Below are 24568 nucleotides of genomic sequence, written 5' to 3' on the forward strand. Positions count from 1 at the left end.
CGGAACCGTTTGTGACCGTGGGCCGTGGGCCATGTACGCTAATGCCTCATCCACGGGTGCGTAGCTCAGGGGTAGAGCGCTGCTCTTACAAAGCAGATGTCGGCGGTTCGAAACCGTCCGCGCCCACCAGTGCGAAGGCCTCCAACCGATCATGGTTGGGGGCCTTCGACATCTACATCTGACGTCAACCGCGGCCTCGCGCTGGGTGTCCTGGACGACGTGGGTCGTCAGTCGGCCGCCTTGGCGATGATGCGCTCCATCTCCTCTTGGCCGAAGGCCCGCAGAGTCGTGGAGTGGACGTTGCCCACCCCGCCGAGCTGCAGGAGTGCTGCCGTGGCAGTTTCGTCGTCGGGCGCTTCGACGATGGCCACGAGGTCGTACGGACCGACGGTCCAGTAGATGCTCAGGAGCTTTGCTCCGAGCTTCTGTACCGCTGCCCCGAAGGTCTCGGCGCGCTTTGCGGTGTCCTTGTAGTTTCGGACCCCTTGATCGGTCCAGCTCAGCAAGGTGACGTACGTCGGCATGTTCTTTCACCTTCACGAGGAGACACAACGTGATGCCAAGTCTGAACATTTAGCCTGAAAGCCGCACGAGATGCGCACCCGAACGAGCGATACGAGCGACCACGGGCATCGAGGGGCGGGCTGACATCCACGCCTGACATGAACGACAGCGGACACCAACGGGTCGCTGCGGTTCTCCGCGGCAGATGTCGGCGGTTCGAAACCGTCCGCGCGCGCCCACCGCTGCGAGGGCCCCTAGAAACCGCCATCACGGTTGGGGGCCTTTGACATCTACTTCTGCCATCAACGGTTGTGGTCGGTCACCGCCGGGACGCAGGGCCTCTCGTTCGGATCGTGCCGGGCTCATGTGTCCCGGTGTCGCGCCTCGCCACGTTGCTGTCGATCACCATGGCGCTTTCCCGAACTCTCGGTTCCGTTCGAGCGGAGGAGACCCCGTCCGACTCGCTCCTCCGCCTTGCGATCCACGGCACCGGACCCCGCTCGCCGATCCGGCCGATCCAAACGAAAGACCCTGGTCGAGGCACCCACAAACGCCACGGGCTCAGCTACATTGGGCGGCCGTACGGGGCCTGTTCATCACTTCCTGAAGAATGGGAACGGACGGGGGAGACTTGGGCGGCATACCAGACGCAAGCGCTGCCGGCGGGCGGCGCCGGAATGCGGCCGTGGGAAGCGTTCGGCCTTTGACGGGCGCGCTGATGCTGCTGGGTCTCACGCTGCTGTCGGCCGCACTGTCGATACTGGTCATGCTTCCGGCGGCCCAGCATCTGCGCTCCTTCCGGGACGGCGAGCGGGCTCCCGCGACACTGCATGGGAAGGGCTCATGCATGTTGGGCCGATGCCAGGTCGAGTTCGAGGCCGACGGTCGGACCGTGGTGGCGGATCTACCGGTGGGCAGCGGCGGCGGCAAGAACTCTGTCGGGACCCGGATGACCGTCCGCTACCACGTGGACGACCCTCGGGTGGTCGTCCGTGACGAAGATGTCGGGGGTGGCGGGGCGGCCGTGCTGGCGGTGATGTCGGGCGGAGCGGCCCTGCTGTTCATGCTGACGTCGGTCGGGGGACTGGTCTACGCGTTGCGGCAGCGGCGTGCAGCCCCTGCGTCCGGCCGGACTCCTCATGGGGATGGGCCGACCGGCCGGACGAGCCCTTGAAGGAATCCGCAGGTGGAAGCCTGCGTCGCCCCCGGTCGTGATCGGCCGGGGGCCGTTTTCGTGATCAAGGGCCGACCTGTCGGGGACGGGCCGGTGTCGGCCCGCATCCCGGCGGGCCGACGAGTGCCTCCGGGCTGACGGTAGGTCACTTGTGCTTGTGCCCGCTCGACGCGGGCGGGATGCTCTGCTCGTACTGGAAGACGTTGTGGGGGGCGTACTGCGCCTTGATCTCGCGCAGCCGGTCGAAGTCGGATCTCCAGTAGGCGGTCTCCCAGTCCTGCATCCCGATGTTCGGGACGTTGACGTAGGCACCGTTCACGTAGGGCCGCAGCGCCTGGCTGAACTCGGCGATCCAGGCCTGTGCCTGTGGAGTGAGTGGGTCGCAGACGCCTGGCTGATTCCCACGAGTCCCCCAGCCGGCGCCGGGCTCGGAGTAGAAGAGCGCGTCGCGATGCGGGAACGCGGTGCCGCCGCTGGGGCTCTTCCTGACCGCGCCGCCGAAGGCCTGGGTGAAGAAATTGCTGTCATCCGTCGGGGCGTCCCGCATGAACGAGGCGATCACACTGATCGCTGCGCGCGGAGAGTGCGGTGGACCCGGAGCGGTACGCGCGGGCGGCGCCCGTGACCGCGGTGTTCACCGCGGGACCGGATCGCGCGATCGAGGCCGTACCCGCCTGCGAAGACGACTGGACGGTACTGCTCGGGCCCCGCCCGCGCACTGATCCGGACGCCGGAGTGCTGACCGTCGACCGGCCCTTGTGATTCCCCCGCGGGTCCGGATCACTTCAGGCGATCGTCAGGAGCGCCGACCGGCCCCGCGAGGAACCCGCTCGGCTGCCCGCTTGCTCGCCCGGTCGGCTCAGGCGTTGGGGCGCTTGCCGTGGTTGGCGTTCTTCTTCTTGCGGGCGCGGCGCTTGTTTCCTCGTTTGGCCATGTCGTGCACCTCCCATATCCAGGACTTTTCGGGCGCTCGCCAGTCTAGGTCCGGCCTGGTGCGACCGCATCAGAGGTGTGGCGGGCGTGGCACGCCCACGTGCGGCAGTCGGGCGCGCAACGCCTCGGTGAACCAGGTGAAGGCCGGTGTCGGGTCGTCAGGCGGAGGCCAGGCGTTGATCACCGCGAGGAGTTGTGCATACCGTCGGTGACGGGGGTCGTTCGCGGTCTCCAGGACGGTCAGCAGCCGATGGCGGAGGCCGGCGTCGTCGGGGTGGCCGGCATCGTGCGCGTACCGGGTCATGACAGCCTCGACGACCGGGTCCGCCCCCGGCGAGGCCGGGGCGATGCCGGCCGCCAGAGCCGGGGCGACGTGGTCGCGGACCGTCGCCGCGGGGTCGCGGCGCGGGCCGGTCGGATCGCCGTGGGCGCGCATGGTCGCGTGGTGCCCGGCCAGGCGGCGCACGGCGGCGCGAAAATCGGGGTCCTGGGACAGTTCGGCCAACTCGATCCAGGCCTCGACCTGTTCGGTGTCGGCGTCGTCGGGCAGTTCCGGGGTCATCGAGCGGATGATTCCGGTGAACTCGGCGTCGGTGTCCAGGCCGCCGAACGCGGTGTCGAGGAACTCGCCCATCAGGCTTCGGCGTTGGCCCTCGGAGAGCTTGGCGAGTCTGTGCATGAGATCCATCTCCTCGGGTGTGGAACCGCGTCCGGCCACCGCGGTGAGCACCGCACGCCGCGCTTGCAGCGTGCGGATCTGCGCCGTCAGCGCCTCGGCGTGAGCCGCGGCGACCTCGGGGAGCGAGAGCTCCCGGTCCATGACCTTGCGGATCGTGGTGAGATCCAGCCCCAGCTCGCGCAGCGTCCGCACCAGTTCCAGACGCGCGACGGCCTCGGTGCCGTAGCGGCGGTAGCCGGCTGGGCTGCGGTCGGTCGGCGGCACGATCCCGCGGTCGGCGTAGAACCGGATGGTCTTGACCGTCAGCCCGGTCCGCCGGGCCAGATCGCCGATCGAGTGGAGCGCGTCGCCGTCCATGTCCCCCACCCTCACGTCTCCCCCCACGGGAGACTCAAGCCCGGCACGTCGCCATGCGTCCCCCTCACTCTCGCACCCGTCCGACGGGGCCGTGCCGTACGGCCGGGCGAGTCCCCGGGCAAGCCCACCCGCAGGGTGGTGAAGGCCTGGCGACTCCCGGCGTCGTGGTCCCGGACGTACCCGTACGAGCTTCCGCGCGACGCAGGATCGGCGCCGTACCGTCGCGCCTCCGGGACGTCACCCGTACGGGTGCGTCCGGGTGGTCCTGCCGCGGAGCGCCCCGCAGGGTCGGTTCTGATCCGCAGTCCCGCTTCGGCCAAGGAGTCCCCATGGCACACTCAGCGTCCACGCCCGGCCCGACCCGTACCGCGGACCAGGAGGACATCAACCCCTGGGCGGCCGGCGGAATCATGTTCGCCGGCGTGCTGCTGCTCGTCGACGGCCTCTTCGGAGTGATCAAGGGCATCAGCGGGATCGCGTCCGACGAGGTCTACGCGCGCATAAGCAACTACACGTTCAGGTTCGACGTGACCGCGTGGGGATGGATCCACCTCATTCTCGGCATCGCGCTCGGATTCGTCGGGTGGGGCATCCTCAAGGGCGCCACCTGGGCCCGGGTCACGGGTGTGGTGATCGCGGGCATCAGCCTGGTCGTCAACTTCATGTGGCTGCCGTACCAGCCGATCTGGGCGATCATCTCCATCGCCATCGACACATTCGTGATCTGGGCCCTGTGCACGGAGGACGCGAAGGCGGTCATCTGAGTGGGTGTCGATCGCGGCACCACCGGGTGCCGACCGCCCCTGCCCGGACGGCCCTTCATCGCCGCCGTCCGGGCGTACGGGCCCGACTCAGCCCTCGCGCCCGGCAGTCGACGCATGGCGGCCCGGTGTTCCAGGACCTGTTCCAGGTCGTCTTCCGGGACGCCGCGGCGCTCCGTTCCGACCCGCGTCCCGAGCGACTGAGGGGAGGACCACGATGCCGGAGGAGAACACGGAAGAACTCGTCGCCCTCGCCACCGATGCGTACGTCTACGGCTGTCCGCTGGTCCATGGCCTGTCGACGGTCGATGACTTCATGCAGACGGGCATCGGGCCGCTGCCGCCCACTCCCTTCAACCGCTTCGCCCACTCCGAGCAGCAAGCGTCACCCAGGACGGCCTGCGTGACCGTCGACCACGACACGGTCCACTCCGTCGCCCATCTCGACCTCTCCGGCGGGCCGTTGCTGCTCCATGTCCCCGATACGGACGGCGCGTACTACGTGCTGCAGTTCGTGGACGCCTGGACCAACAACTTCGCGTACGTCGGCCACCGTGCCACCGGCACGGCGGCCGGGGACTGGCTCGTCGCGCCGCCCGGCTGGTCGGGCGGTGTGCCCGGCACGGTGCGCGGCGTGATCGACGCTCCGACCTCCGTCGTCTGCGTCATCGGCCGCAACGTCTGCGACGGCCCGGACGACATGGGCCGGGTCCGCGCGTTGCAGGCACAGCTCACCCTCACCCATGTCGAACCGGGCACCCACCGCACGGGGCTCCCGGCACCCGACCCCGACGTACCCGAGCCGCTGCGGTTCTTCGAACGGCTCAGGGTCTGGATGGCCGACTTTCCGCCCTCCGCGGCCGACCGGGCGTACCAGGACCGGTTCCAGCCGCTGGGACTGTTGGAGGAGGGGCCGTCGCCGTATGTGTCCGTCGATCATCCCGCCCTCGTGCACGCCCTGACCGAGGGCCTGGCCCGGGGCAGGGCGCGGGTGGAGGAGGCGGGCCGGTCCTCGGCGGCGGGCCGGGGCTGGGAGATGGATCCGCACCTCTTCGACTACAACCTCGACCACTACGGTGTCGGGGCCCTGGACTCACCGCAATGGCGGATCGAGGACCGGGAGAGCTCCTACCTGACCAGGGCGATGGTGGCACGGACCTGGCTGTGGGGTGTCCACGGCTACGAGGCGGTGTACGCCCACACCCTGCGCGACGCCGACGGCGAGCGGCTGAACGGGGCCCACTCCTATGTGCTGCGCCTCGACCGGCAGCCTCCGGTGGGGGCGTTCTGGTCCATGACGATGTACGACGTGCCGGACCACCGCCTCGTCGGGAACCCGCTCGGGAGGTACTCGATCGGTGACCGCACCCCGGGCCTCGTGCACGGTGAGGACGGTTCGCTGACGATCCACATCCGGCGGGAGCGGCCGGCCGACCGGGCCGCGGCGGCGAACTGGCTGCCCGCGCCCGACGGGGACTTCCGGCCGGTGCTGGCGCTCTACGAGCCGGGGCCGGAGATCCTCGACGGCGTGTACGAGATCCCCGCCCTCGAACGGGCCGGGGGAGGGGACGGCTCAGGGCGGACGGAGCGATGAGGCGGGGGTGAAGGTGTCGGCCCGACGTGCGTCCCGGCCCTCGAACCCGTGTCCGTCCCGGCCGTCGGGCCGACGCGCGTCCCGGCCGTTGTCAGTGGCCCGGTCCACACTGGAGGCATGTGTCGCAGCATCAAGACCCTTCGCCCGCCCGTCCTGCCCGAAGAGGCAACCGAGGAGGAGATCCGGGCCGCCGCCCTGCAGTTCGTACGCAAGGTGTCCGGCTTCCGCGCTCCGGCCGCGCACAATCAGGAGGTGTTCGACCGGGCCGTCGACGAGATCGCCGAGACGACCGCCAGGCTGCTGGACGGTCTGGAGATACGGGGCGCGGTCAGGACACCGACGCCGTAGTCGCCGCCGCGGCCGCCGATGCCTGGGCGGCCGCAGCCGCTGCCGGGCGGCGCATGACGTACGCGGCCAGGGCTCCCGCCACGAACAGGGCGAGGACCGAGACGGCCGTGCCCACCCAGGTCGCGCCGAGCCACTGACCGCCGAAGTAGCCGAGGCCCACGCTGTAACCGGCCCAGGCCACGCCCGCCAGGGCCGACCAGGGAAGGAATTCCGTCGCCTTGCGATGTGCGGCGCCCGCGCCCAGGGAGACGACCGAGCGCCCTGCCGGGGCGAAGCGGGCGATGATGACGAGGATGCCGCCGCCCCGGGCGAGGGCGGCGCCGAGGCGTTCCTGTGCGGAGGTGAGCCGGCGGGAGCGGGCTATGGCCCGGTCCAGACGCTCGCCGCCGCGCCAGGCCAGCCGATACGCGACGAGGTCGCCGAGGACCGAGGCGGTGGCCGCGCACAGGATCAGAGCGAGGAGCGAGGGGACCTGGGGCACCTGTTCGGCGGTGCGTGCCGCGGAGGTCGCCCCGGCGACGGTCGTCGAACCGGCGGCGGCGGCCGTGGCAGCGGTGATCACCAGGACCCCGCTGGGCAGCAAGGGCAGAAAAACGTCCAGGAGCACCGAGAGGGCGACCACGGCGTAGATCCATGGGCTGCCGGTCAGTGCGCCCACACTCTCAAGCACCTACTACTCCCCGATCCGGAACAGCGCCGCGACGTCGCAGGGGAGCGGCAGGAGCGGCATGGCCAGCTGTACAGCGTACGCCTGACGCTCATCCGGTGATCTACAAATACGCGCGATGTTGGGAAGGTCACGTACGCCCGGAAATGGGAAGCTCGGGTTCCGGGCGTACGTGCGTTGCTGCCCACCGGCTGGGGGATGTGCCGTCCTCGGGGCGGTCTGCGGGCGGGATCCGCCGTGCGCGGAGCGGCTCGCAAACGCAGGGGGTCACCGTGTGCGGAACGGCCCGCGGGGCGGCGGGGCCGGGCCTGCGCGGATCGGTCCGTCACGGCCGTCGTGGCGGTCCGCCGGCCGTCGCGGGCTTCCCGTGCGTCAGACGGTCACGGCCGGCGCCTGCTCGTGTGCGCGCTCCTCGCCGCGCTCCGGGCCGCCCCGGCCGAACAGTCGGTCGAGGGCCAGCGCGCCGGGGCCGGTGAAGACCAGCAGGAGGAACGCCCAGCAGTAGACGGCCGAGGGCTCGCCGCCGTTCTGCAGCGGGAAGAGCGCCTCGGGCTGGTGGACCTTGAAGTACGCGTACGCCATGGAGCCGGACGAGATCAGGGCGGCGACGCGGGTGCCCAGGCCGAGCACCACCAGGCTGCCGCCGATGAGCTGGATGACCGCCGCGTACCAGCCGGGCCAGGTTCCGGCGGGTATGGAGCCGCCGCCCATCGCGCCTCCGAGGACACCGAAGAGCGAGGCGGCGCCATGGCAGGCGAAGAGCAGGCCTACGACGATCCGGAACAGGCCGAGGGCATAGGGCCGAGCCTGATTCAAACGTGCGTGCATGGGGGGAGGGCTCCTTCGGTCTGGTGGGGACGTGAACCGATCGGGTGCCACAGATTAGGGAAACCTCACCAATGCTTGCAAGTTCAACATTCTGTCGACTGGCTGAAAGTTGCCCTGTGGTTGTCGGTCGATGGACGCGTCGACACCGCCTCCATCTGCGCACCTTCCTTCGTCGGCTTGGCCTGAACCAATGGCGGCGCAACTTTCCGGCCACGCTGGGCGGGTGACGAGGGGGGATCGTCGAGTCGGCGTGCGCCGCCCTGCGGGGGTGTGCCGGAGTCGCGCTCGCCCGCTGGTGTCGTGCTGCGGGCCGACCGAGGTGCCGGTCGGACGGCTGTCGGCCGGGACGGAGTGGGTTCCGGGGGCCCCGCGGGGTCGAGTTGCGCGCGAGGGAGCAGGTCAGCCCGCGGGTCCGTGCGTCGGGGGTGTCATCGGAGGTCCAGGGGGCGTGAGGGCTCCGTGGTGCACGTATGGTGCGCAACAGCTGACAGTGCGCAAACCGACACAGGATGGGTCGGCCTCCCGGTTCTGTCGCCGGACCGGCTCCGTCGGTTCCCGGAAGGGGCCGGGGAAGAGCGTCCCGATGTTCCAGGTGGGAGCGCCGGCGCCGCTTCCCGCCGGAGCCGGCCCGGCACCCCCGGGGTCCGCGGCCGCTCGCCCCGGCGCTGCGCGGCGTTCCACCGCGCCGCATCGTGGGCGGGTGGCGGCAGGGGGACGCGGCGCGAGGTGTGGATCAAGGGGTCGGCCGTACGAGCCGGGGTCGGCGGAGGTCTCCTCACGCACCCGGTGGGCCGCATCGGCGCCGAGTGTCGATCGCCGCGCTCGTCGAGCGCGCGGGCCGCGAGAGGAGCCCTTCGTCGACAGCCGTACTCGGCCGAAAACACTCCGGTGGCTCCAGCGCGTACGCGCCGCCGCGCATCCGGCTCGGCGGCGCCCGGGCGCGGCCCGTCCGCCGCTCCCGCAAAGCGCCGCCCGGCCGGCTTGCCCAGCGGGTGGCGTACCCGAGGCGGTGGTCCCGGCCGGTCCCGGCCGCTGCTGCGTGCCTTCGCGCCGTTACCGCGCACGGGCAGGGAGCCGCGCGGAGTGCACGGCTCCCTGCCCGGCCACGACCGACGGCGGAGGGGCGGGCTGTTCGGCTTCGCGCGCCCTCGTCGAGCTGTTCGGCGTGCTGTCCGGCATGGCGCCCGTCGCGGTTCAGCGGTTGTTCGAGGCCGCCGTGTTCAGCAGTTGTTGAGGACGGACTGCAGGGCGCTCTTCTCGGCCGGGTCGACGCTCAGGTCGTAGTAGTGCTTCACATGCACCCAGGCACGCACGTAGGTGCAGCGGTACGAGGTGAGCGGGGGCAGCCACGTGGCCGGGTCCTTGTCGCCCTTGGACTGGTTGACGTTGTCCGTGACGGCGATGAGCTGCGGGCGCGTCAAGTCGTTGGCGTACGCCTGTCGTTGTGCGGTGGTCCAGCTGCTGGCGCCCGATCGCCAGGCCTCGGCGAGCGGGACCATGTGGTCGATGTCCAGATCGGAGGCGGCGGTCCAGGTGGCGCCGTCGTACTCCGAGTACCAACTGCCGCTGACAGCGGCGCAACTGGCGTCCTGCGTCACATTCGTGCCGTCCCGCTTGAGGACGACCTCACGCGTGTTGCAGGTGCCCGACTGGGTGATCCAGTGCGGGAACTTGTCGCGGCTGTAACCGGTCGACGAGCCCTCGGCGGAGACGGTCAACTGGCTCAGATAGGTGCGGGCGGTCGACGCCGAGACCGGGGTGGGCATGGCCGCCTGCGCGGTGGGGGCGGTGAGCAGGCCGGTCGTGGCGGCGAGGGCGGCGGATGCGGCGAGAACGGCGATGCGACGCGCGTAGACACCTGACATGCGAACTCCTTGTGTGTGGGGGGACCTTGGACGGGTGACCTGTGGGGCCCGGCCATCGTGGCGGCGCCGGGTTTCCGTGGGGTGGGCGCCAGGTAACAGAGTGGCGACATGGGCACGTCACATCAAGAGTTCTGACGAACGGGTCCGGGGCATGGGGGCGTACGTCCGCATCTGCGCGGGCGTATGTGCTGACGCGTCGCCAACCAGGCTCTGAAGACGGCTGGTTGGTGAGTGCCGGTCGCACCGGGCCGGTCATAGGGTTGTGGCGTGCTGCTACCGGTCGACATCACGCTCGGGGTCGTCCTCGCCCTGTTGCTCGCGACGGCGGCCGGTGTCGCCGCACTGGCCTCGCTCGGCCGGTCGCGGGAGATCCTGCTGGCCGGACTGCGGGCCGCGGTGCAACTCGCCGCGGTTTCCCTGCTCATCGGCTGGGTGGTGGGCTCGCTGCCGCCACTGCTCGCGTTCGTGGCGCTGATGTACGCCGTGGCGACGGTGACCGCGGGCCGCCGGGTCACCCGCAATCGGACCTGGTGGTGGGCGGCTCTGCCGATCGGGGCGGGCGTCGCGCCGGTGATCGCCCTGCTGCTTCTCACCGGACTCGTCCCGGTCCGGGGCATCGCGCTGATCCCGGTGACCGGCATCCTCGTCGGGGGTGCGCTGACCGCGACCGTGCTCGGCGGGCGGCGGGCGCTGGACGAGCTGACGACCCGGCGCGGGGAGGTGGAGGCCGGAATGGCGCTCGGGCTGTCCGACCGTGACGCGAGGCTGGAGATCGCCCGGCCCGCGGCGGCGGACGCGCTGCTGCCGGGGCTCGATCAGACACGGACGGTCGGGCTCGTCACCCTGCCGGGAGCCTTCGTGGGCATGCTGCTGGGCGGCGCCTCACCGGTCCAGGCGGGGGCCGTGCAACTGTTCGTGCTGGTCGCGCTGATGGCCGTGCAGACGGTGGCCGTCACGGTCGTGCTCGAACTGGTGGCGCGGGGGCGGCTGCACCGGGACTGACGTCCGCCGGGCAGGGGTTATCGCGCGCTGATGTGCAGCCGGATCGAACCGTCGGCCGCCGCCTCCACCCGGAGCTGTGTCAGGTCGTCGATGTGCGCGTCGGGCGAGAGCGCCGCGGCCCGAGGGCCGACGCCCACCACGCGCATGCCCGCCGCCCGGCCGGCCGCGATGCCCGCCTCCGAGTCCTCGAAGACGACACAGTCCGCCGGGGCGAATCCCAGCTCGGCCGCTCCCTTCAGGAAGCCCTCGGGGTCCGGCTTGCTGGCGCCGACGCACTCCGCGGTGACGCGGGTGGCCGGCATCCGCAGGCCGGACGCGGTCATCCGGGTCCGGGCCAGCGCCTCGTCGGCCGAGGTGACCAGGGCGTGCGGAAGCGCGGCGATCGCGTCCATGAAGGCGGGGGCGCCGGCGACCGGGACGACGCCGTCGGTGTCGGCGGTCTCCTCGGCGAGCATCACCCGGTTGTCCGCGTAGTTCTGCTCCATCGGACGGTCCGGGAGGAGCGCCGCCATGGTGGCGTACCCCTGCCGCCCGTGAACCACCTTGAGTGCCGCCTCCGGGTCGAGCCCCTCCCGCAGCGCCCAGCGCCGCCAGCAGCGCTCCACGACGGCGTCGGAGTTCACGAGGGTGCCGTCCATGTCCAGGAGCAACGCCTTAAAAACACCAATGGTCTCTGACCTGGGCACGGGGCCATCCTCTACGCCGTAGCTTATTTGTTTCGCCACGATACAAAGAGGAGTGCGGCTCTGGCCAATCCGGAGGTGCGGCGGAGCTCCGGCCGCACGCGCGGCCGGGCTCCCGATCCTCGTGCCCCGCCTGCCCGCCACAAGGCGCGGCGCCCCATGGCCCCGGTCGGCCGGGGCGGTGGTGGCTCCGCAGGCTCCCGCGGGCGTTGCAGGGGGTGTGTGGTCCGACTGGCGCGGTTGCCCTGGTCGTCGCACACATGGATGGCGGTCTTGGCGCCTGGGTGGTCCGGCGTTCCGTCGTCGCGGTGCGTTGGCGGCGAACCTCCGGGCCGGTGCTATACGTTACGCAATCAGTCGGACACGGAATGTGACCGCTTTGGAGTGGAGGAGTCCTTCATGCGCATTCGATCTGCGGGTGTCATGGTCGCCGTAGCACTTGGTGCGACCGTACTCGGGGTGGGTACCGCCGACGCGACCGGGCCGTTGAGCGGCACCAAGGTCCGCAACTGGCAGAGCGGCTACGTCCTCGGCGTCGCCGGCGGCTCGACGGTCGGCGGCGCCCAGGTCCAGTACGAGGTCGACAACGACAACTTGTCTCAGAAGTGGGCCATCGACCCGGTCACCAGCAGTACCTTCCTGCTGCGCAACCTCAACAGCGACATGTGCGTCACCGCGGTGGGCGGGGGTGCCTCCGAAGCCCTCCAGCAGCGTCCGTGCGACGCCCGCTGGGACGAGCAGATCTTCAGCATGGAGGCATCCAGCAAGGCCAACCGGTACCAGCTCAAGAACCAGGCCCACAACCTGTGCTTGAACCCCGGCACCACCAGCGCCCCCGCCTACGCCCGAGTCATCGCCTGTAGCCTCACCAACAACTGGAACACCCACTCGTTCGACGTCCGCTGACCTCTTCGGCGCGGAGTGATACGAAGCGGCGTGACGATCCCGCCCCCTGTTCCGGCCGTGGCCGGAACAGGGGGCGGGATCACTTCTGGGGCATCTGTCGGACGGCCGGCGCGAGGCTGGTCGCGCCAGCCGGCGCGGTGCGGGACGGGAGCGGCCACCGGGCCCGCTCCGGCGCATCGAGCCGTGCCGTGTCCCGCTTTTGCCGCTCCGTCTCCGCGCGCTCCGGCGTATCGAGGTGCGCACCGTGGTCATCGATCCGGTGCGAGTGCTCCTTGACCGCCTCGTCCGTCGGGGCGTGCCTCTGCGCCGGTAGGGCGAGGTCCCCGGCGGCCCGGGTGAACCCGGAAGGAGGGTGCGGGCCGTGGGGGCGGTGGCCGGCATGGGCGGGCCCCCGGGCGCAAGGGGAGGCGAAAGCGCGGGCGAAGAGAACAAGCAGCCTCGCCCGCCGGTCAGGGGGTGGCGGGCGGAGGCTACTTTGTTCCATCACGATACAAAGACCTGCCCCCGAAAGCCAATTCGGTGCCGGGCGGGGTCTTTCGGTGCGAGTGCTCAGGAGCGTCCCCGTCCCGTCGTCTCCGCCTCCAGGGCGCGGCGCGTGCGGGGTCCGTACACCCCGGACGGATCGCCCTCGATCGCCTTGTACGACTGGTAGACGCTCACGGCGTGCTCGACCTGTCCCGTGTAGTCGCCGTCGTCCCGTCCGTGGAACAGCCAGATCTCCTCCAGGCGACGTTGCAGCTCGGCCACCTCGGATCCCTGGTCGCCGGGGCGCAGCGTGGGACCTGCCGGTGGCGCGGGCGGTGCGACCGGCGCCGGACGGGTCGCGTGCGGCGTGGACGCCGGGGGCGGGGTCGTGGCGGGTTGCGAGGTGGCGGGCGTGGACGGCGGCGGTGAGGTGCTCGCCGAGGGGGATGCGGAGGCGGGCGCGGACGGTGACGTGGACGCCGTTCCGGAGGGTGGGGGCGGCGCGGAGGCCGGTGCCGACTCCTTCGCCGGGGCGCTTGCCTCGGGGATGCTCGCCGCGACGGTCGGCAGGGCCGTTTCCCGGTCCGCGTCCCCGCTGCCGCTTCCGTCGAACAGGCCCCCTGCGAACGCCGCGGTGCCCACCACCGCGATCACGGCCGTACCCACGGCGAGTGCCGCGAAGGGGCGTCGTCGGCGGGGCTGAACGGGATCGGCGTCGGGCGCGAAGGGTGCGGCGGAGGCCGGTCCCGGGGGCGATGCGAACCCCGCAGCGGGGGCCGGGGCGAAGGACGGCGCGAGATGTTGCGCCGAGCTCGGTGCGCGGGGCGGCAGGGCTGCCGTCGTGCCGCCCGCTTCGGCCGGTTCGGCGGTGTCCGGCGGTGGCCCGGCCGTCTGCCAGCCGAGAAGGAGCGGCATCGTCGTGGCCGCGTCTCCCGCCGGGTGGTGGTGCGGGTCCTGCCGCCGCGGCGCGTCGTCGGTGGCCGGAGTCTCGTCGACGCCCAGGGTCACGTACGGCCGGATCCGCAGCGGATCGAAGTCCTCCGCCGCCGCGATCTCCGCCCTGTCGGCCGCCGACCGCTCGGCGATCCGTTGCTGCTCGGCGGCTCTGCGCGGCTCGTCGCCGCGCTGCGTCCCCCGCTCCCCGCATGTGCAGCCGTGTCCGGATCCGGGTCTTCCGGTCGGTTCCCCGCCGGGTCTTCGAATCTCGTCCGGTGGTCTTCTGTCCCTACCGCACTCCGGGCACATGTGTCCGGTCATTGTGGGCCCCTCCCCTCGAACTGTCTGTGATTATGCAGCCCGCCACCGAGATGCCCAATGCCGTACCGAAATGCGGTACTCCGGTCCCTGTCGCACCGTGACGCCCGCCCTCGATCCGTTCCGCCGTGTGCCTCGGGGTCGTTCCGACCGGTTCCGGGGGAACGGGCCGGCTCTCTCGGGTTCGTCCCGACCGGTCTCCGGAGGCTGCTCGGCAGGCCATAACCGCACGGAACGGCAAGGATGGGGAGGTAGTGGACCCGAGGAGATGTTCTATGGCCCAGCACCTGAGCCCCCAGGCCGCGGCCCCGGCCCCCGGTGAAGGCCGTTCCACGCGGTCGGTCATGGTGGCCATAGGTGCGCTGCTCCTCGGAATGCTCCTGGCCGCACTCGACCAGACCATCGTCTCCACCGCGCTGCCGACCATCGTGAGCGACCTCGGCGGTCTGGAACATCTCTCCTGGGTGGTCACGGCCTATCTGCTGGCGTCGACCGCCGCGACTCCGCTCTGGGGCAAGCTGGGCGACCAGTACGGGCGCAAGAAGCTCTTCCAGACCGCGATTGTCATCTTCCTCATCGGCTCGGCGCTCTGCGGGATCGCCCAGAACATGCCACAGCTCATCGCCTTCCGAGCTCTTCAGGGTCTCGGCGGCGGCGGCCTCATCGTGCTCTCGATGGCGATCGTCGGCGACATCGTCGCGCCGCGCGAACGCGGCAAGTACCAGGGTCTGTTCGGTGCGGTCTTCGGTACGACGAGCGTCCTCGGGCCGCTTCTCGGCGGGTTCTTCACCGAACATCTCAGCTGGCGCTGGGTCTTCTACATCAACCTGCCGATCGGAGTCGTCGCACTCCTCGTGATCGCCGCCGTGCTGCACATCCCGGTCCACCGCACGCGGCACGCCATCGACTACCTCGGCACCTTCCTCATCGCCTCCGTCGCCACCTGCCTGGTCCTCGTCGCCTCGCTCGGCGGTACCACCTGGGCGTGGGGCTCGGCGCAGATCGTCGTTCTCACCGTTCTGAGCGTGCTGCTGCTCATCGCCTTCGTGCACGTGGAACGGCGCGCCGCGGAGCCCGTCATCCCGCTGAAGCTGTTCCGGATCAGGACCTTCAGCCTCGTCGCCGTCATCAGCTTCGTCGTCGGCTTCGCGATGTTCGGCGCGATGACCTATCTGCCGACGTTCCTGCAGGTGGTGCACGACATCACGCCGACGATGTCCGGTGTGCACATGCTCCCGATGGTGGTCGGTCTGCTTCTCACCTCGACGGTGTCCGGGCAGATCGTCAGCCGCACGGGCCGCTGGAAGGTGTTCCCCATCGCGGGTACCGGCGTCACCGCGATCGGCCTGCAGCTCCTGCACCGGCTCACGGAGACCAGCAGCACCTTGGAGATGAGCGTCTACTTCTTCGTCTTCGGAGCCGGCCTCGGTCTGGTGATGCAGGTTCTCGTCCTGGTCGTGCAGAACGCCGTCACGTACGAGGACCTCGGTGTCGCCACGTCCGGTGCCACCTTCTTCCGCTCCATCGGCGCCTCGTTCGGTGTCGCCGTCTTCGGAACGATCTTCACCAACCGGCTCACCGGCAAACTGACCGCGGCGCTGGCCGGCCGCACCCTGCCCACCGGGGCCGGTGCCGAGGGGCTGGCCGCCGACCCGCGCGCCATCGGCCGGCTGCCGCCCGCGCTGCGGCCGGCGGTCCTGCACGCGTACTCGACCTCCATCACCGACGTGTTCCTGTACGCGGCACCCGTCGTCCTGGTCGCCTTCGTCTTCGCCTGGTTCCTCAAGGAGGACAAGCTGCGCGGTTCGGTGACCGCCCCGGAGCCCAGTGAGACCCTGGCGTCGAACCCGGTCGAGCGGTCCTCGTACGACGAATGCGCCCGAGCCCTCTCGGTGCTCGCCACCCGCGAGGGGCGCCGCGAGGTCTACGAGAAGATCACCGCGAGGGCGGGGTACGACCTGCTGCCCGCGGCGAGCTGGATGCTGTTGCGCATAAAGCGTCACGGCACGGTCGAGCCGGCCGCGCTCGCCGAGTCCGCCCCGGTGCCGCTGCGGGTGATCAACGATGCGGCGCGGCAACTGGAGGAGCGCGGACTGGTCCGCCGCGAAGGTGTGCAGCTGGTGCTCACCGAGACCGGTGCGGAAGCGGTGGTGAGACTCGCGGCGGCCCGTGAGCGGTCGATGGCCGAGCTGCTGGGCGACTGGTGGGGGCCGGACCGGCCGACCGACCTGGTCGCACTCGTGGCGGAACTGACGGCCGAGACGAACGGGTCGAGCAGGGAACGGCCGCACAGCCCCGAGCCGAGGCGGGACCACGCGGCCGGACCCGCGTGGCATGTCTGAGCGGCTTCACCCGGCTCGCGTGGCCCGTTCGAGCCGCTACGGCCTGCCCCGGAGCCGGAGGTCCTTGGCGAACCAGTGTTCCGCGTACTGGCGCCGGTGGAACGCCGGGACCTCCCGATAGCCGTGCTTGGCGTAGAGCCCCCGTGCCTCGACGAGGTCGTTGCGGGTGTCGAGCCTGACCGTGCGTACGCCGAAGCCGCGTGCCGCGCTCTCGACCGCCGCCAGGAGCAGTCCGCCACCGCCCGTGCCGCGGAACTCCGGGCGCACGAACACCCGGGTCAGCTCCGCGACGTCCGTGTCCACCACCAGCAGTCCGGCGCAGGCCGCGGGCATCCCGCCGAACCGGCCGACGACGAACTGTCCGGTGGGCGGGACCAGCCGGTCGGCGCCGTCTTCGGTGAGCCCCTCGTCGATCTCCCCGGCGGTCGCGGGCCGCCCCCAGTAGCGGCTGGCGACCTCGTCGTAGTAGTCACGACGCAGCAGCGCGGCGTCGGGGGAGTCGAAGGGCTCGGGGGCCGTGGTCCAGGTCATGCCGGTCATTGTGACGCGGGTGGGAACGCGGGATCGAACGGATAAACGGGATGGGGTCCACAGGGAGATACAGGCCGCGAAGCTGACCGGATCGATGGTGGGGCGGATCGGGGGAGGCGGCGATTCACCCCACACGCAAGCGTTCGGATGAGGAGCGGCCACTCACCCCAGCGGCGGCGGAACCACGACCGGTGGCGGAGGTACCACCGGCCGCCGCCGTCGGATCCGCAGCACCAGCAGCGCCGCCCCGGCCGCCACCAGCGCGGCCCCGAGCAGCGACAGCACCCAGGCGGGGACGCCGCCCACGGTCAGCAGCCTGTCCGTGTACACCATGGTCCGGTACGGGGTGTCGGCCCCGGCCGCGCGCAGCTCGTGGTCGCCGTCGATCCGTTCCGGGTGCGGGAACGACTGCTCGATCGCGGTGAGGAACACCGGCCTGCCGCCCGTGACGCCCTCCAGCGCCCCGGTGTCGACCCCCGTGGACCGGGGGTCGAGCCTGCCCGCGTACGTCACCTGCGGCGCATCGCCGCCGATCGTGCCGCGCGGCTCCATCCGGTGCGCAGCCAGGACGTACAGGCCCAGCTGCTGCGGCGTCGAGGCGAGCTTCGAGAGCCGCATCGGGTACACCGGCCGGTCGCTGGCGAAGCGCAGCCGCAGCGGATCGAGGTCGCCGCCGAGGGGACTGTGCTTGTCCCGGGGAGCGAGGCGGATCGCGACGTACTCCCACTTCCGGTCGACATAGGGCTTGAGGGCCGTCGCCAGCCGGTCGGGCAGCTCGAAGCCGTTGTCCTGCAGCCATTTCTGCAGCGCCTCGGGGTCGGTCGCGGCCAGCCGCGCCACATCGAAGGGGCCGAGCCGTTCCCGGCCCACCACCTCGACCGGTGGTGCGGCGCTCGAAGGAGCCCCGACTCCGTCCGCGCTGTTGTCCGAACCGGCGAACGGCCAGTCCCCGGAGCGCGGCCAGAAGTAGTGCCTGGTCGCCTGGACCGGCGCGGTCAGCGTGCTCAGCTCGGAGAAGAGTGACGGATCACCGAGCTCCACGCTCGCCCGGTGCGGTACCGGCATGATCCAGGCCGCCTCGGGGGCGTCCCCGCGCACCGTGAGCCGCATGACGATCTGCTCGGTACGGCCGTCCCAGTCCACCACCGAGGTCTCCCGGTCGACCGAGACCTGCGTCGCCCTGCTCGGGACCATCGCCCCGCAGCCGCACGCGTAGGCCGGGCTGATCAGCGATCCCAGCTGCAGCGACACCAGCATCAGCACCAGCGACAGCGCACGAACCGCCCATGAGCGCCCCTCGTCCCCGGCGCTCCGCTTCCCGCCCGCGCATCGCATGTCCCGTCTTCCTCCCCCGTGATCGACGAACACGGGGGAGGACGTGGGAACCACCGGTCCGGTTCCGGCACGGCCGCCCGACCGGTTTGCCCTTCCGGACGTTCTTTCGGGAAAAGGCGAACGACAGTCAGGCGAAGAGATGGGGGATTGTGTCTATTTCATAGCGCAATGCGAAGGTTTCACAGCACGCCCGGGTCGAGGGACGGCTACCGAAACGGCGGGAGGGTCGGCGCAGCGTGGCGAATGCGGAGCACAGCGTGAGCGGAGACGCGGCGACGGGGGCGAGGACCAGGGCTGCTCGGGCCCTGCTCTGGATCGTGGTGGCCGCACTGGCCGTACGGCAGGCGGTGGTGGTGCTGCGGCAACCGCCGGAGGAGCGGCTCACCGACCTGGAGACCTGGACCGGTGAGAACGGTGTCCTGCATGTCACGGGATCGCTGTACGACACCGACCGCTTCACCGGCACGCCGTTCGCCGGGCTGGTGCTGAAGCCACTGACCAGGGCGGCGGAGCAGAGCCTGGGTGTCGCCTGGACCTTCGGTTCGCTGCTGCTCGTCGCCGCCCTGGGCATCATCGCGGCCCGCGCGCTGCCGGGCCCGGTCACCCGCCGCGCCGCTCTGCCGGCCGCCCCTGTCGCGATCAGCCTGCTGATGCTCTCCCTGCCGGTCCGCAACACGTTCCACCTGGGGCAGACCAGCATCCTGCCGGTCCTGCTGGTGCTGCTGGCCTGTTTCACGGTGCGCGGAGAACGCGCCTCGGGTCTGCTGATCGGCCTCGCGGCCGCGCTCCAGCCGACCGTGCTGCTCTTCGCGATCCTGTTCCGGCTCACCGGCCGCAGGCGGGCGGCCGTGACCGGAAGTGCCGCGTTCGCCGCCTGCACCGCGCTGGCCTGGGCCGCGATGCCACGCGACTCGTGGACCTACTGGGTGCACCATGTCGCGGGCGCCGGGCTCGGCGACGACCCGGACAGCCTCGCCAACCAGTCCCTGCACGGCGCGCTGCTCCGTTTCGGACTGGCGGGACCGTTCGAGATCGTGCTGTTCGTGGTGCTCGCCGTCGTCGTCTGCTGTCTCGGACTGCGCCGAGCCGTACGGTACGCGCGCGACGGGCAGCTGCTCCTCGCTGTCGCCGTGACCGGCTGCGTCGCCGTCGCCGTCTCCCCGACCGCTTGGCAGCACCAGCTGCTGTGGCTGCTGCTCGCCGTGGTCGGCCGGGTCGGCAGGCGGGCCTCCGACCGGCTGATGTGGCCCGGGGTCGTGGTGCTCGTGATCACGCTGCCGGCGCAGATGCTGCTGCCGGGCATGCCGGTGCTCTTCCCCGTTCGCGACAACGCCCTGCTGCTCGCGGCGCTCGGTGCGGCCTGTGCCGCTCCGTTCCTGTCGCGCACCTCGCCGTACTGGCAGCAGCCGATCCCCGCGGACCACGCCGTTCTGGCCCCGGCCCGCTGGAGCCGTGTCCCCCTGCTGCCGTTCCGGCGGCGGGTGCTCGGCCGACCCAACCTGCTGCTGGAGCTGCTGCTGATCAGGGTCGTGTACTCCGTGTACGTGGAGGTCAGGCTCGCGGCGACGGCCGGCCGCGCCACCGCCGAACACCACGGCCGCCAGATCCATGCCCTGGAGCAGTGGCTCCACATCGACATCGAGCACTGGGCCAACCACGCGGTCGTCGAGGTCGTCCGGCTGAGGGACTTCTTCGACTTCTACTACTCGACGTTCCACTTCATCGTGCCGCTGACGGTCCTCGGCGTGCTGTACGTACGGCGTCCCGCGGACTACCGCTGGGTCCGCAGTTCCATCGGCTTCGCCACACTCCTCGCGCTGGTCGGCTTCTGGCTCTGTCCGCTGGCCCCTCCACGGTTGATGCCGGGGCTCGGCTTCATCGACACGGTCCACGGCGTCCAGGACTTCGCGAAGCCGGACTACGGAACGCTGACCTCGATGACCAATCAGTACGCGGCGATGCCCTCGCTGCATTTCGGCTGGTCGCTCTGGTGCGCAGTGGTCGTCGTCATGCTGGCCCCGAAGGTGTGGATGAAGGCGCTGGGGTTGCTGCACCCGTTGTTCACGGTCTCCGCGATCATTGCCACGGCCAATCACTGGGTGCTGGACGCGGTGGGCGGCGCGGTCGTCGTCGCGCTCGGCTTCGGACTGACCCACCTGCTGTCGGGGCCCCGGAAGCTGCGCTTGCCGACCGTGCCGGCGGCGGCAGGACCCCTGGACGACCTGGCGGTTCCGGTTCAGCGTCCGGCCGCGAGGCCGACCGGCGACGCGGTGGGCGGCAAACGCAGGTGACCACGCCCGGGAGAGTGCCGTCCGGGTGCTGAACCCCGAGGCGCCGAAGGGGTACCGGGGACGAACCCGTCGTTCCCCGCACCCCTTCGGCATGGATCGCCGCTCGACCAGCATCCGTCCATCCGCGCCGGACCGCCACTCGAACGGCTCAGGGGGCCGACCCCAGGGCCCAGGTGGCGAGGGACAGCGTGGCCATGGACACCACGGTCGAGGCCACCACCGAGTTGCGGGCCGGGCGGGTGTCCAGGCCGTACTGCTGGGCGTAGATGAAGGCGTTCTGAGCAGTCGGCAGCGCCGAGCAGAGCACGACGGCCAGCAGCTGATGGTCCGGCAGACGCAGCAGCGGGCCGCCGACGACGAAGGCGGTCAGGGGCTGGACCAGCGTCTTGAGGGCAACCGCCACCACGACCTCCGCACGCCGCGTGCGCCCCGCTCCTTCTTCGCGCTCACCGCCGTTCGCGGGTTCCGTCGCCGGACCGTCGGTCGGACGGCCGTTCAGGGAGAGGCCCAGCGTGATCAGGGCCGTCGGCACCGCGGCGGCGCCGAGCAGGTCGCAGGAGTGGGTGAGGGCGTGCGGCAGCCGGACTCCGAGCGCGGAGACGACGACACCCAGCAGCGAGGCCATGATGACGGGGTTGCGGACCGGCATGGTCAGCATCCGCCGGAGCACGACGCCCTTTCGGGTACCCGGCCCCTGCCCCGTGCCCGCGTCCAGCAGCGTCAGGATCACGGGAGAGACCAACAGCACCTGGAACAGGATGATCTGGGCGACGAACGACGCGTCACCGAGGACCTGGACCGCCACCGGGATGCCGAGATTGGCGGAATTGACGTAGCCGGCCGTCATGCTGCCGATCGCCCGGTCGGCCGTGCCCCGGCCGAAGAACCGGCTGGCCACCACGAAGCCGAGACCGCAGACCAGCGTCGTACCCGCCGCGAAGGCCACCATCGACGCGTCGGCGAAGTCGGCCGGCCGTGCCCCGGAAACCATGACGAACAGGGCCGCAGGCATGGCCACATGGAAGACGAACCGGCCGAGCACCGCTTCCGCCTGAACGCCGAGGAGACCGCTGCGGCCGGCCGCGCAGCCGATGGCGGTGAGGATCCAGATGGGGGCGAAGGCGGAGAGCAGATCGTGCATTCCCGCCATGATCCTCGCGCGGATGTGCTTGTTCCGCGTGGGGGTTCGAGCGGTACGGGGCTTCCGGTACGGGCGGCGGGGGCCGGGGCGTGAGGGAGGCGGCCCCCGCCGTCCGAAGCCGGAACAGGGTCGTCAGTCCCCGGCGGTACCGATGCCCGCACCGCGTGCGGCGGTGCTGACCTGCAGTTGCTTGATCCCGTTGAGCCAGGCCGAGCGCAGCCGCCGGGGGTCGCCGACCAGTCGCAGGTCCGGCAGCACGTCGGCGATCGCGTTGAAGATCAGGTCGATCTCCATCACCGCGAGGGACTTGCCGAGGCAGAAGTGCGGACCGCCGCCGCCGAAGCCGAGGTGGGGGTTGGGATCGCGGGAGATGTCGAAGGTCTCCGGGTTCTCGAAGACCTCGGGGTCGTTGTTGGCCGAGGAGTAGAACAGCCCGACCCTGTCGCCCTTCTTGATGTGCTGTCCGCCGAGTTCGAGGTCCTGGGTGGCGGTCCGCTGGAAGGAGACCACGGGAGTGGCCCAGCGGACGATCTCCTCGGCGGTGGTCCCCGGTCGCTCGCGCTTGTACAGCTCCCACTCGTCGGGGTGGGTGAGGAAGGCGTGCATGCCGTGGCTGATGGCGTTACGGGTGGTCTCGTTCCCGGCGACGGCGAGCAGGATCACGAAGAAGCCGAACTCGTCGGAGGAGAGGTTCCCCTGTCCCTCGGCGGCGACCAGTTGGGAGACGATGTCCTTGGCCGGGCACTCCTTGCGGGCGGCCGCGAGGTTCATCGAGTACGAGACGATCTCCATGGCCGCCTCGGTGCCGACCTCCTCGGTGATCGCGTACTCGGGATCGTCGTACGCGGCCATCTTGTTGGACCAGTCGAAGATCTTGGACCGGTCCTCCTGCGGTACGCCGATGAGCTCGGCGATGGCCTGGAGCGGCAGTTCGACGGCGATGTTGGTGACGAAGTCGAACGAACCGTCGTCGTCGGCGGAGGCGAGAGCCGCCTCGACGATCGAGCGGGCGCGGCTGCGGAGGGCCTGTTCCAGGGAGCGGATCGCCCGGGGCGTGAAGCCCCGCTGGACGATCTGGCGGACCCGGGTGTGTTCGGGCGGGTCCATGTTCAGCATGATCAGCTTCTGGACGTCGATCTGGTCGCGGCTGATCGACTCGTTGAAGCGGATGACCGCCGTATTGATGTGCGAGGAGAACAGTTCGGGGTGGGTGGAGACGTACTTGACGTCCGCGTGCCGGGTGACGACCCAGTAGCCCTCGTCGTCGAAACCGGAGATACCGGCCGGCTGGGTGCACCACCAGACCGGTGCGGTCTGCCGCATCTGTGCGAACTCCGGGTGCGGAATGCGGGCTTGGAGCAGGTCGGGGTCGGTGAAGTCGAACCCTTCGGGCAGATGGGGGCAGGGCATCGGCAACTCCAGGTCGGTCCGAGAGCCGCCCGAACGATGTCTGACGACCCATCAGAAGTTGCCCGAAACGTAGTAACGAGTTCTACAACTGGCAAGAGGGGTGGCCCGATCTGTTGCGTGAAGAGTGGGTGAGGCAGGTATGAAGCGGGCGCAAGGTGCGTGCAAGACCCTTGCGTACCCGGGGTAAGGCTCATAAGACTGCTCGAAGAACTAGAACGCGTACTAGTTCCCTCCGTGGGCGCCGGGACGCCCCTGCGGAAGGGCGAGGAGAGGACGAGCTCATGGCCGCGGAACCCGTCATCGTCGAAGCCGTACGCACCCCCATCGGCAAGCGCGGAGGCGCGCTCGCCAATCTGCATCCCGCCTATCTGCTGGGCGAGACCTACCGGGAACTTCTCGGTCGCACCGGCATCCACGCCGACTGCGTGGAACAGATCGTCGGCGGTACGGTCACCCACGCCGGCGAACAGTCCATGAATCCGGCCCGCAACGCCTGGCTCACCGTGGGCCTTCCGTACGAGACCGCCGCCACCACCGTGGACTGCCAGTGCGGATCCTCGCAGCAGGCCTCGCACATGGTCGCCAACATGGTCGCGGCCGGAGTGATCGACATCGGCATCAGCTGTGGTGTCGAGGCCATGTCGCGGGTGCCGCTGGGCAGCGGCTCCAAGCACGGACCGGGAAAGCCCTGGCCCGACGAGTGGAACGTCGACCTGCCCAACCAGTTCGAGGCGGCCGAGCGCATCGCCCGCAACCGCGGCCTGACCCGGGAGAACGTCGACTCGCTCGGGCTGATCTCGCAGGAGCGGGCGGCCGTCGCCTGGGCCGAGGAGCGGTTCAAACGGGAGACGTACGCGGTACAGGTGCCGACCACCGAGGAGGAGCAGGCGGCCGGTGAGGGAATGTGGCGTCTGGTCGACCGGGACGAGGGGCTCCGGGACACCACGATGGAGGGCCTCGGCCGGCTCAAGCCGGTCATGCCCACCGCGATCCACACCGCGGGCAACTCCTCCCAGATATCCGACGGCGCCTGCGCGATCATGTGGGCGTCCAAGCGGATGGCGCGCGCGCTCAAGCTCAAGCCGCGCGCCCGGATCGTCGCCCAGGCGCTCGTCGGCTCCGACCCGCACTTCCACCTCGACGGACCGATCGACGCGACCCGCGCGGTGCTCGGCAAGGCCGGGATGTCGCTCAAGGACATCGACATCGTCGAGATCAACGAGGCCTTCGCCTCCGTGGTGCTGAGCTGGGCCCAGGTCTTCGGGCAGGACCTCGAGAAGGTCAATGTCAACGGCGGGGCCATCGCCCTCGGCCACCCGGTGGGCGCCACCGGTGCCCGCCTGATCACCACGGCACTGCACGAACTGGAGCGCCGGGACAAGGAGTTCGCGCTGATCACGATGTGCGCGGGCGGCGCGCTGGCCACCGGCACCATCATCCAGCGGCTCTGACGTCGAGTCGGCGGGCGGGATTCGGCGGCTGCGACACCGCACCGACG

At 70.7% G+C, this 24568-nt stretch carries 23 protein-coding genes and 1 tRNA gene; 11 read left to right on the forward strand and 13 right to left on the reverse strand.

Annotation, left to right across the window (positions count from 1 at the left end):
• The first annotated feature begins 54 nt into the window (after positions 1 to 54).
• Positions 55 to 129 (forward strand) — tRNA-Val (locus tag ACIRP2_RS03400).
• 98 nt (positions 130 to 227) lie between these two features.
• On the opposite strand, the gene ACIRP2_RS03405 is transcribed toward ACIRP2_RS03400, so the two are convergent.
• Positions 228 to 524 carry a GYD domain-containing protein gene (locus tag ACIRP2_RS03405; protein WP_404246052.1) on the reverse strand — a complete coding sequence of 99 codons (297 nt, stop codon included), beginning with the start codon at positions 522 to 524 and terminating at the stop codon, positions 228 to 230.
• Between the two features lie 683 nt (positions 525 to 1207).
• Here ACIRP2_RS03405 and ACIRP2_RS03410 point away from each other — a divergent pair.
• Complete coding sequence (locus ACIRP2_RS03410) at positions 1208 to 1678, forward strand: hypothetical protein (RefSeq protein WP_404246054.1); 471 nt, start codon at positions 1208 to 1210, stop codon at positions 1676 to 1678.
• A gap of 145 nt (positions 1679 to 1823) precedes the next feature.
• Here ACIRP2_RS03410 and ACIRP2_RS03415 read toward each other — a convergent pair whose 3' ends face one another.
• Positions 1824 to 2225: a BBE domain-containing protein gene (locus tag ACIRP2_RS03415; RefSeq protein ID WP_404246056.1), complete on the reverse strand. Its 402-nt coding sequence runs from the start codon at positions 2223 to 2225 to the stop codon at positions 1824 to 1826.
• Between the two features lie 41 nt (positions 2226 to 2266).
• Here ACIRP2_RS03415 and ACIRP2_RS03420 point away from each other — a divergent pair, with 41 nt between their 5' ends.
• Entirely contained in the window at positions 2267 to 2440 is a 174-nt protein-coding gene (locus tag ACIRP2_RS03420; RefSeq protein WP_404246058.1) for a hypothetical protein, read from the forward strand.
• Positions 2441 to 2537: 97 nt separating this feature from the next.
• Here ACIRP2_RS03420 and ACIRP2_RS03425 read toward each other — a convergent pair whose 3' ends face one another.
• Both ACIRP2_RS03425 and ACIRP2_RS03430 read right to left on the reverse strand, forming a co-directional pair.
• On the reverse strand, positions 2538 to 2612 hold the full coding sequence (locus ACIRP2_RS03425; RefSeq protein WP_015034725.1) for a 50S ribosomal protein bL37: 75 nt from the start codon (positions 2610 to 2612) through the stop codon (positions 2538 to 2540).
• 69 nt (positions 2613 to 2681) lie between these two features.
• Complete coding sequence (locus ACIRP2_RS03430; RefSeq protein ID WP_404246060.1) at positions 2682 to 3647, reverse strand: MerR family transcriptional regulator; 966 nt, start codon at positions 3645 to 3647, stop codon at positions 2682 to 2684.
• Positions 3648 to 3976: 329 nt separating this feature from the next.
• Here ACIRP2_RS03430 and ACIRP2_RS03435 point away from each other — a divergent pair, with 329 nt between their 5' ends.
• The 3 genes from ACIRP2_RS03435 (at position 3977) to ACIRP2_RS03445 (ending at position 6350) form a co-directional block, all read left to right on the forward strand.
• On the forward strand, positions 3977 to 4411 hold the full coding sequence (locus tag ACIRP2_RS03435; RefSeq protein ID WP_404246062.1) for a hypothetical protein: 435 nt from the start codon (positions 3977 to 3979) through the stop codon (positions 4409 to 4411).
• Positions 4412 to 4625: 214 nt separating this feature from the next.
• Entirely contained in the window at positions 4626 to 6002 is a 1377-nt protein-coding gene (locus ACIRP2_RS03440; protein WP_404246064.1) for a DUF1254 domain-containing protein, read from the forward strand.
• 117 nt (positions 6003 to 6119) lie between these two features.
• On the forward strand, positions 6120 to 6350 hold the full coding sequence (locus ACIRP2_RS03445; protein ID WP_404246066.1) for a DUF2277 domain-containing protein: 231 nt from the start codon (positions 6120 to 6122) through the stop codon (positions 6348 to 6350).
• Here the strand turns inward: ACIRP2_RS03445 and ACIRP2_RS03450 are convergent.
• The 3 genes from ACIRP2_RS03450 to ACIRP2_RS03460 form a co-directional block, all read right to left on the reverse strand.
• The gene (locus tag ACIRP2_RS03450; protein WP_404246068.1) at positions 6331 to 7020 is read right to left on the reverse strand and encodes a DedA family protein; all 690 of its coding nucleotides are present in this window, start codon (positions 7018 to 7020) and stop codon (positions 6331 to 6333) included. The genes ACIRP2_RS03445 and ACIRP2_RS03450 overlap by 20 nt on opposite strands.
• A gap of 369 nt (positions 7021 to 7389) precedes the next feature.
• Positions 7390 to 7845, reverse strand: coding sequence for a DoxX family protein (locus ACIRP2_RS03455; RefSeq protein WP_404246070.1), 456 nt, complete (start codon positions 7843 to 7845; stop codon positions 7390 to 7392).
• Positions 7846 to 9065: 1220 nt separating this feature from the next.
• Entirely contained in the window at positions 9066 to 9710 is a 645-nt protein-coding gene (locus tag ACIRP2_RS03460) for an HNH endonuclease family protein (protein WP_404246072.1), read from the reverse strand.
• A gap of 267 nt (positions 9711 to 9977) precedes the next feature.
• On the opposite strand from ACIRP2_RS03460, the gene ACIRP2_RS03465 reads away from it, so the two are divergent.
• The gene (locus tag ACIRP2_RS03465; RefSeq protein WP_404246074.1) at positions 9978 to 10712 is read left to right on the forward strand and encodes an ABC transporter permease; all 735 of its coding nucleotides are present in this window, start codon (positions 9978 to 9980) and stop codon (positions 10710 to 10712) included.
• A gap of 17 nt (positions 10713 to 10729) precedes the next feature.
• On the opposite strand, the gene ACIRP2_RS03470 is transcribed toward ACIRP2_RS03465, so the two are convergent.
• Positions 10730 to 11380: an HAD-IA family hydrolase gene (locus ACIRP2_RS03470; protein WP_404247147.1), complete on the reverse strand. Its 651-nt coding sequence runs from the start codon at positions 11378 to 11380 to the stop codon at positions 10730 to 10732.
• Positions 11381 to 11794: 414 nt separating this feature from the next.
• Here ACIRP2_RS03470 and ACIRP2_RS03475 point away from each other — a divergent pair, with 414 nt between their 5' ends.
• Positions 11795 to 12301: an RICIN domain-containing protein gene (locus ACIRP2_RS03475; RefSeq protein ID WP_404246076.1), complete on the forward strand. Its 507-nt coding sequence runs from the start codon at positions 11795 to 11797 to the stop codon at positions 12299 to 12301.
• A gap of 549 nt (positions 12302 to 12850) precedes the next feature.
• On the opposite strand, the gene ACIRP2_RS03480 is transcribed toward ACIRP2_RS03475, so the two are convergent.
• Positions 12851 to 14023: a peptidoglycan-binding protein gene (locus tag ACIRP2_RS03480; protein WP_404246078.1), complete on the reverse strand. Its 1173-nt coding sequence runs from the start codon at positions 14021 to 14023 to the stop codon at positions 12851 to 12853.
• 272 nt (positions 14024 to 14295) lie between these two features.
• On the opposite strand from ACIRP2_RS03480, the gene ACIRP2_RS03485 reads away from it, so the two are divergent.
• Entirely contained in the window at positions 14296 to 16362 is a 2067-nt protein-coding gene (locus tag ACIRP2_RS03485; RefSeq protein ID WP_404246080.1) for an MFS transporter, read from the forward strand.
• Between the two features lie 36 nt (positions 16363 to 16398).
• Here ACIRP2_RS03485 and ACIRP2_RS03490 read toward each other — a convergent pair whose 3' ends face one another.
• Both ACIRP2_RS03490 and ACIRP2_RS03495 read right to left on the reverse strand, forming a co-directional pair.
• Complete coding sequence (locus tag ACIRP2_RS03490) at positions 16399 to 16893, reverse strand: GNAT family N-acetyltransferase (protein ID WP_404246082.1); 495 nt, start codon at positions 16891 to 16893, stop codon at positions 16399 to 16401.
• Positions 16894 to 17055: 162 nt separating this feature from the next.
• Positions 17056 to 18150 (reverse strand): DUF2330 domain-containing protein, encoded by a 1095-nt coding sequence (locus ACIRP2_RS03495; protein WP_404247149.1) that lies wholly within the window; start codon positions 18148 to 18150, stop codon positions 17056 to 17058.
• Positions 18151 to 18485: 335 nt separating this feature from the next.
• Here ACIRP2_RS03495 and ACIRP2_RS03500 point away from each other — a divergent pair, with 335 nt between their 5' ends.
• A complete protein-coding gene (locus ACIRP2_RS03500) occupies positions 18486 to 20519 on the forward strand; it encodes a bifunctional glycosyltransferase 87/phosphatase PAP2 family protein (RefSeq protein WP_404246084.1) in 2034 nt (677 codons plus the stop codon).
• Positions 20520 to 20667: 148 nt separating this feature from the next.
• On the opposite strand, the gene ACIRP2_RS03505 is transcribed toward ACIRP2_RS03500, so the two are convergent.
• Together ACIRP2_RS03505 and ACIRP2_RS03510 are read right to left on the reverse strand one after the other, a co-directional pair.
• The gene (locus tag ACIRP2_RS03505; RefSeq protein WP_404246086.1) at positions 20668 to 21660 is read right to left on the reverse strand and encodes an AEC family transporter; all 993 of its coding nucleotides are present in this window, start codon (positions 21658 to 21660) and stop codon (positions 20668 to 20670) included.
• Positions 21661 to 21792: 132 nt separating this feature from the next.
• Positions 21793 to 23070 carry a cytochrome P450 gene (locus ACIRP2_RS03510; RefSeq protein WP_404246089.1) on the reverse strand — a complete coding sequence of 426 codons (1278 nt, stop codon included), beginning with the start codon at positions 23068 to 23070 and terminating at the stop codon, positions 21793 to 21795.
• Between the two features lie 281 nt (positions 23071 to 23351).
• On the opposite strand from ACIRP2_RS03510, the gene ACIRP2_RS03515 reads away from it, so the two are divergent.
• A complete protein-coding gene (locus tag ACIRP2_RS03515) occupies positions 23352 to 24521 on the forward strand; it encodes a steroid 3-ketoacyl-CoA thiolase (protein ID WP_351086656.1) in 1170 nt (389 codons plus the stop codon).
• The last annotated feature ends 47 nt before the right edge of the window (positions 24522 to 24568 follow it).

The organism is Streptomyces sp. NPDC101194 (genome assembly GCF_044767885.1).
In the GTDB taxonomy this organism is placed as follows: domain Bacteria; phylum Actinomycetota; class Actinomycetes; order Streptomycetales; family Streptomycetaceae; genus Streptomyces.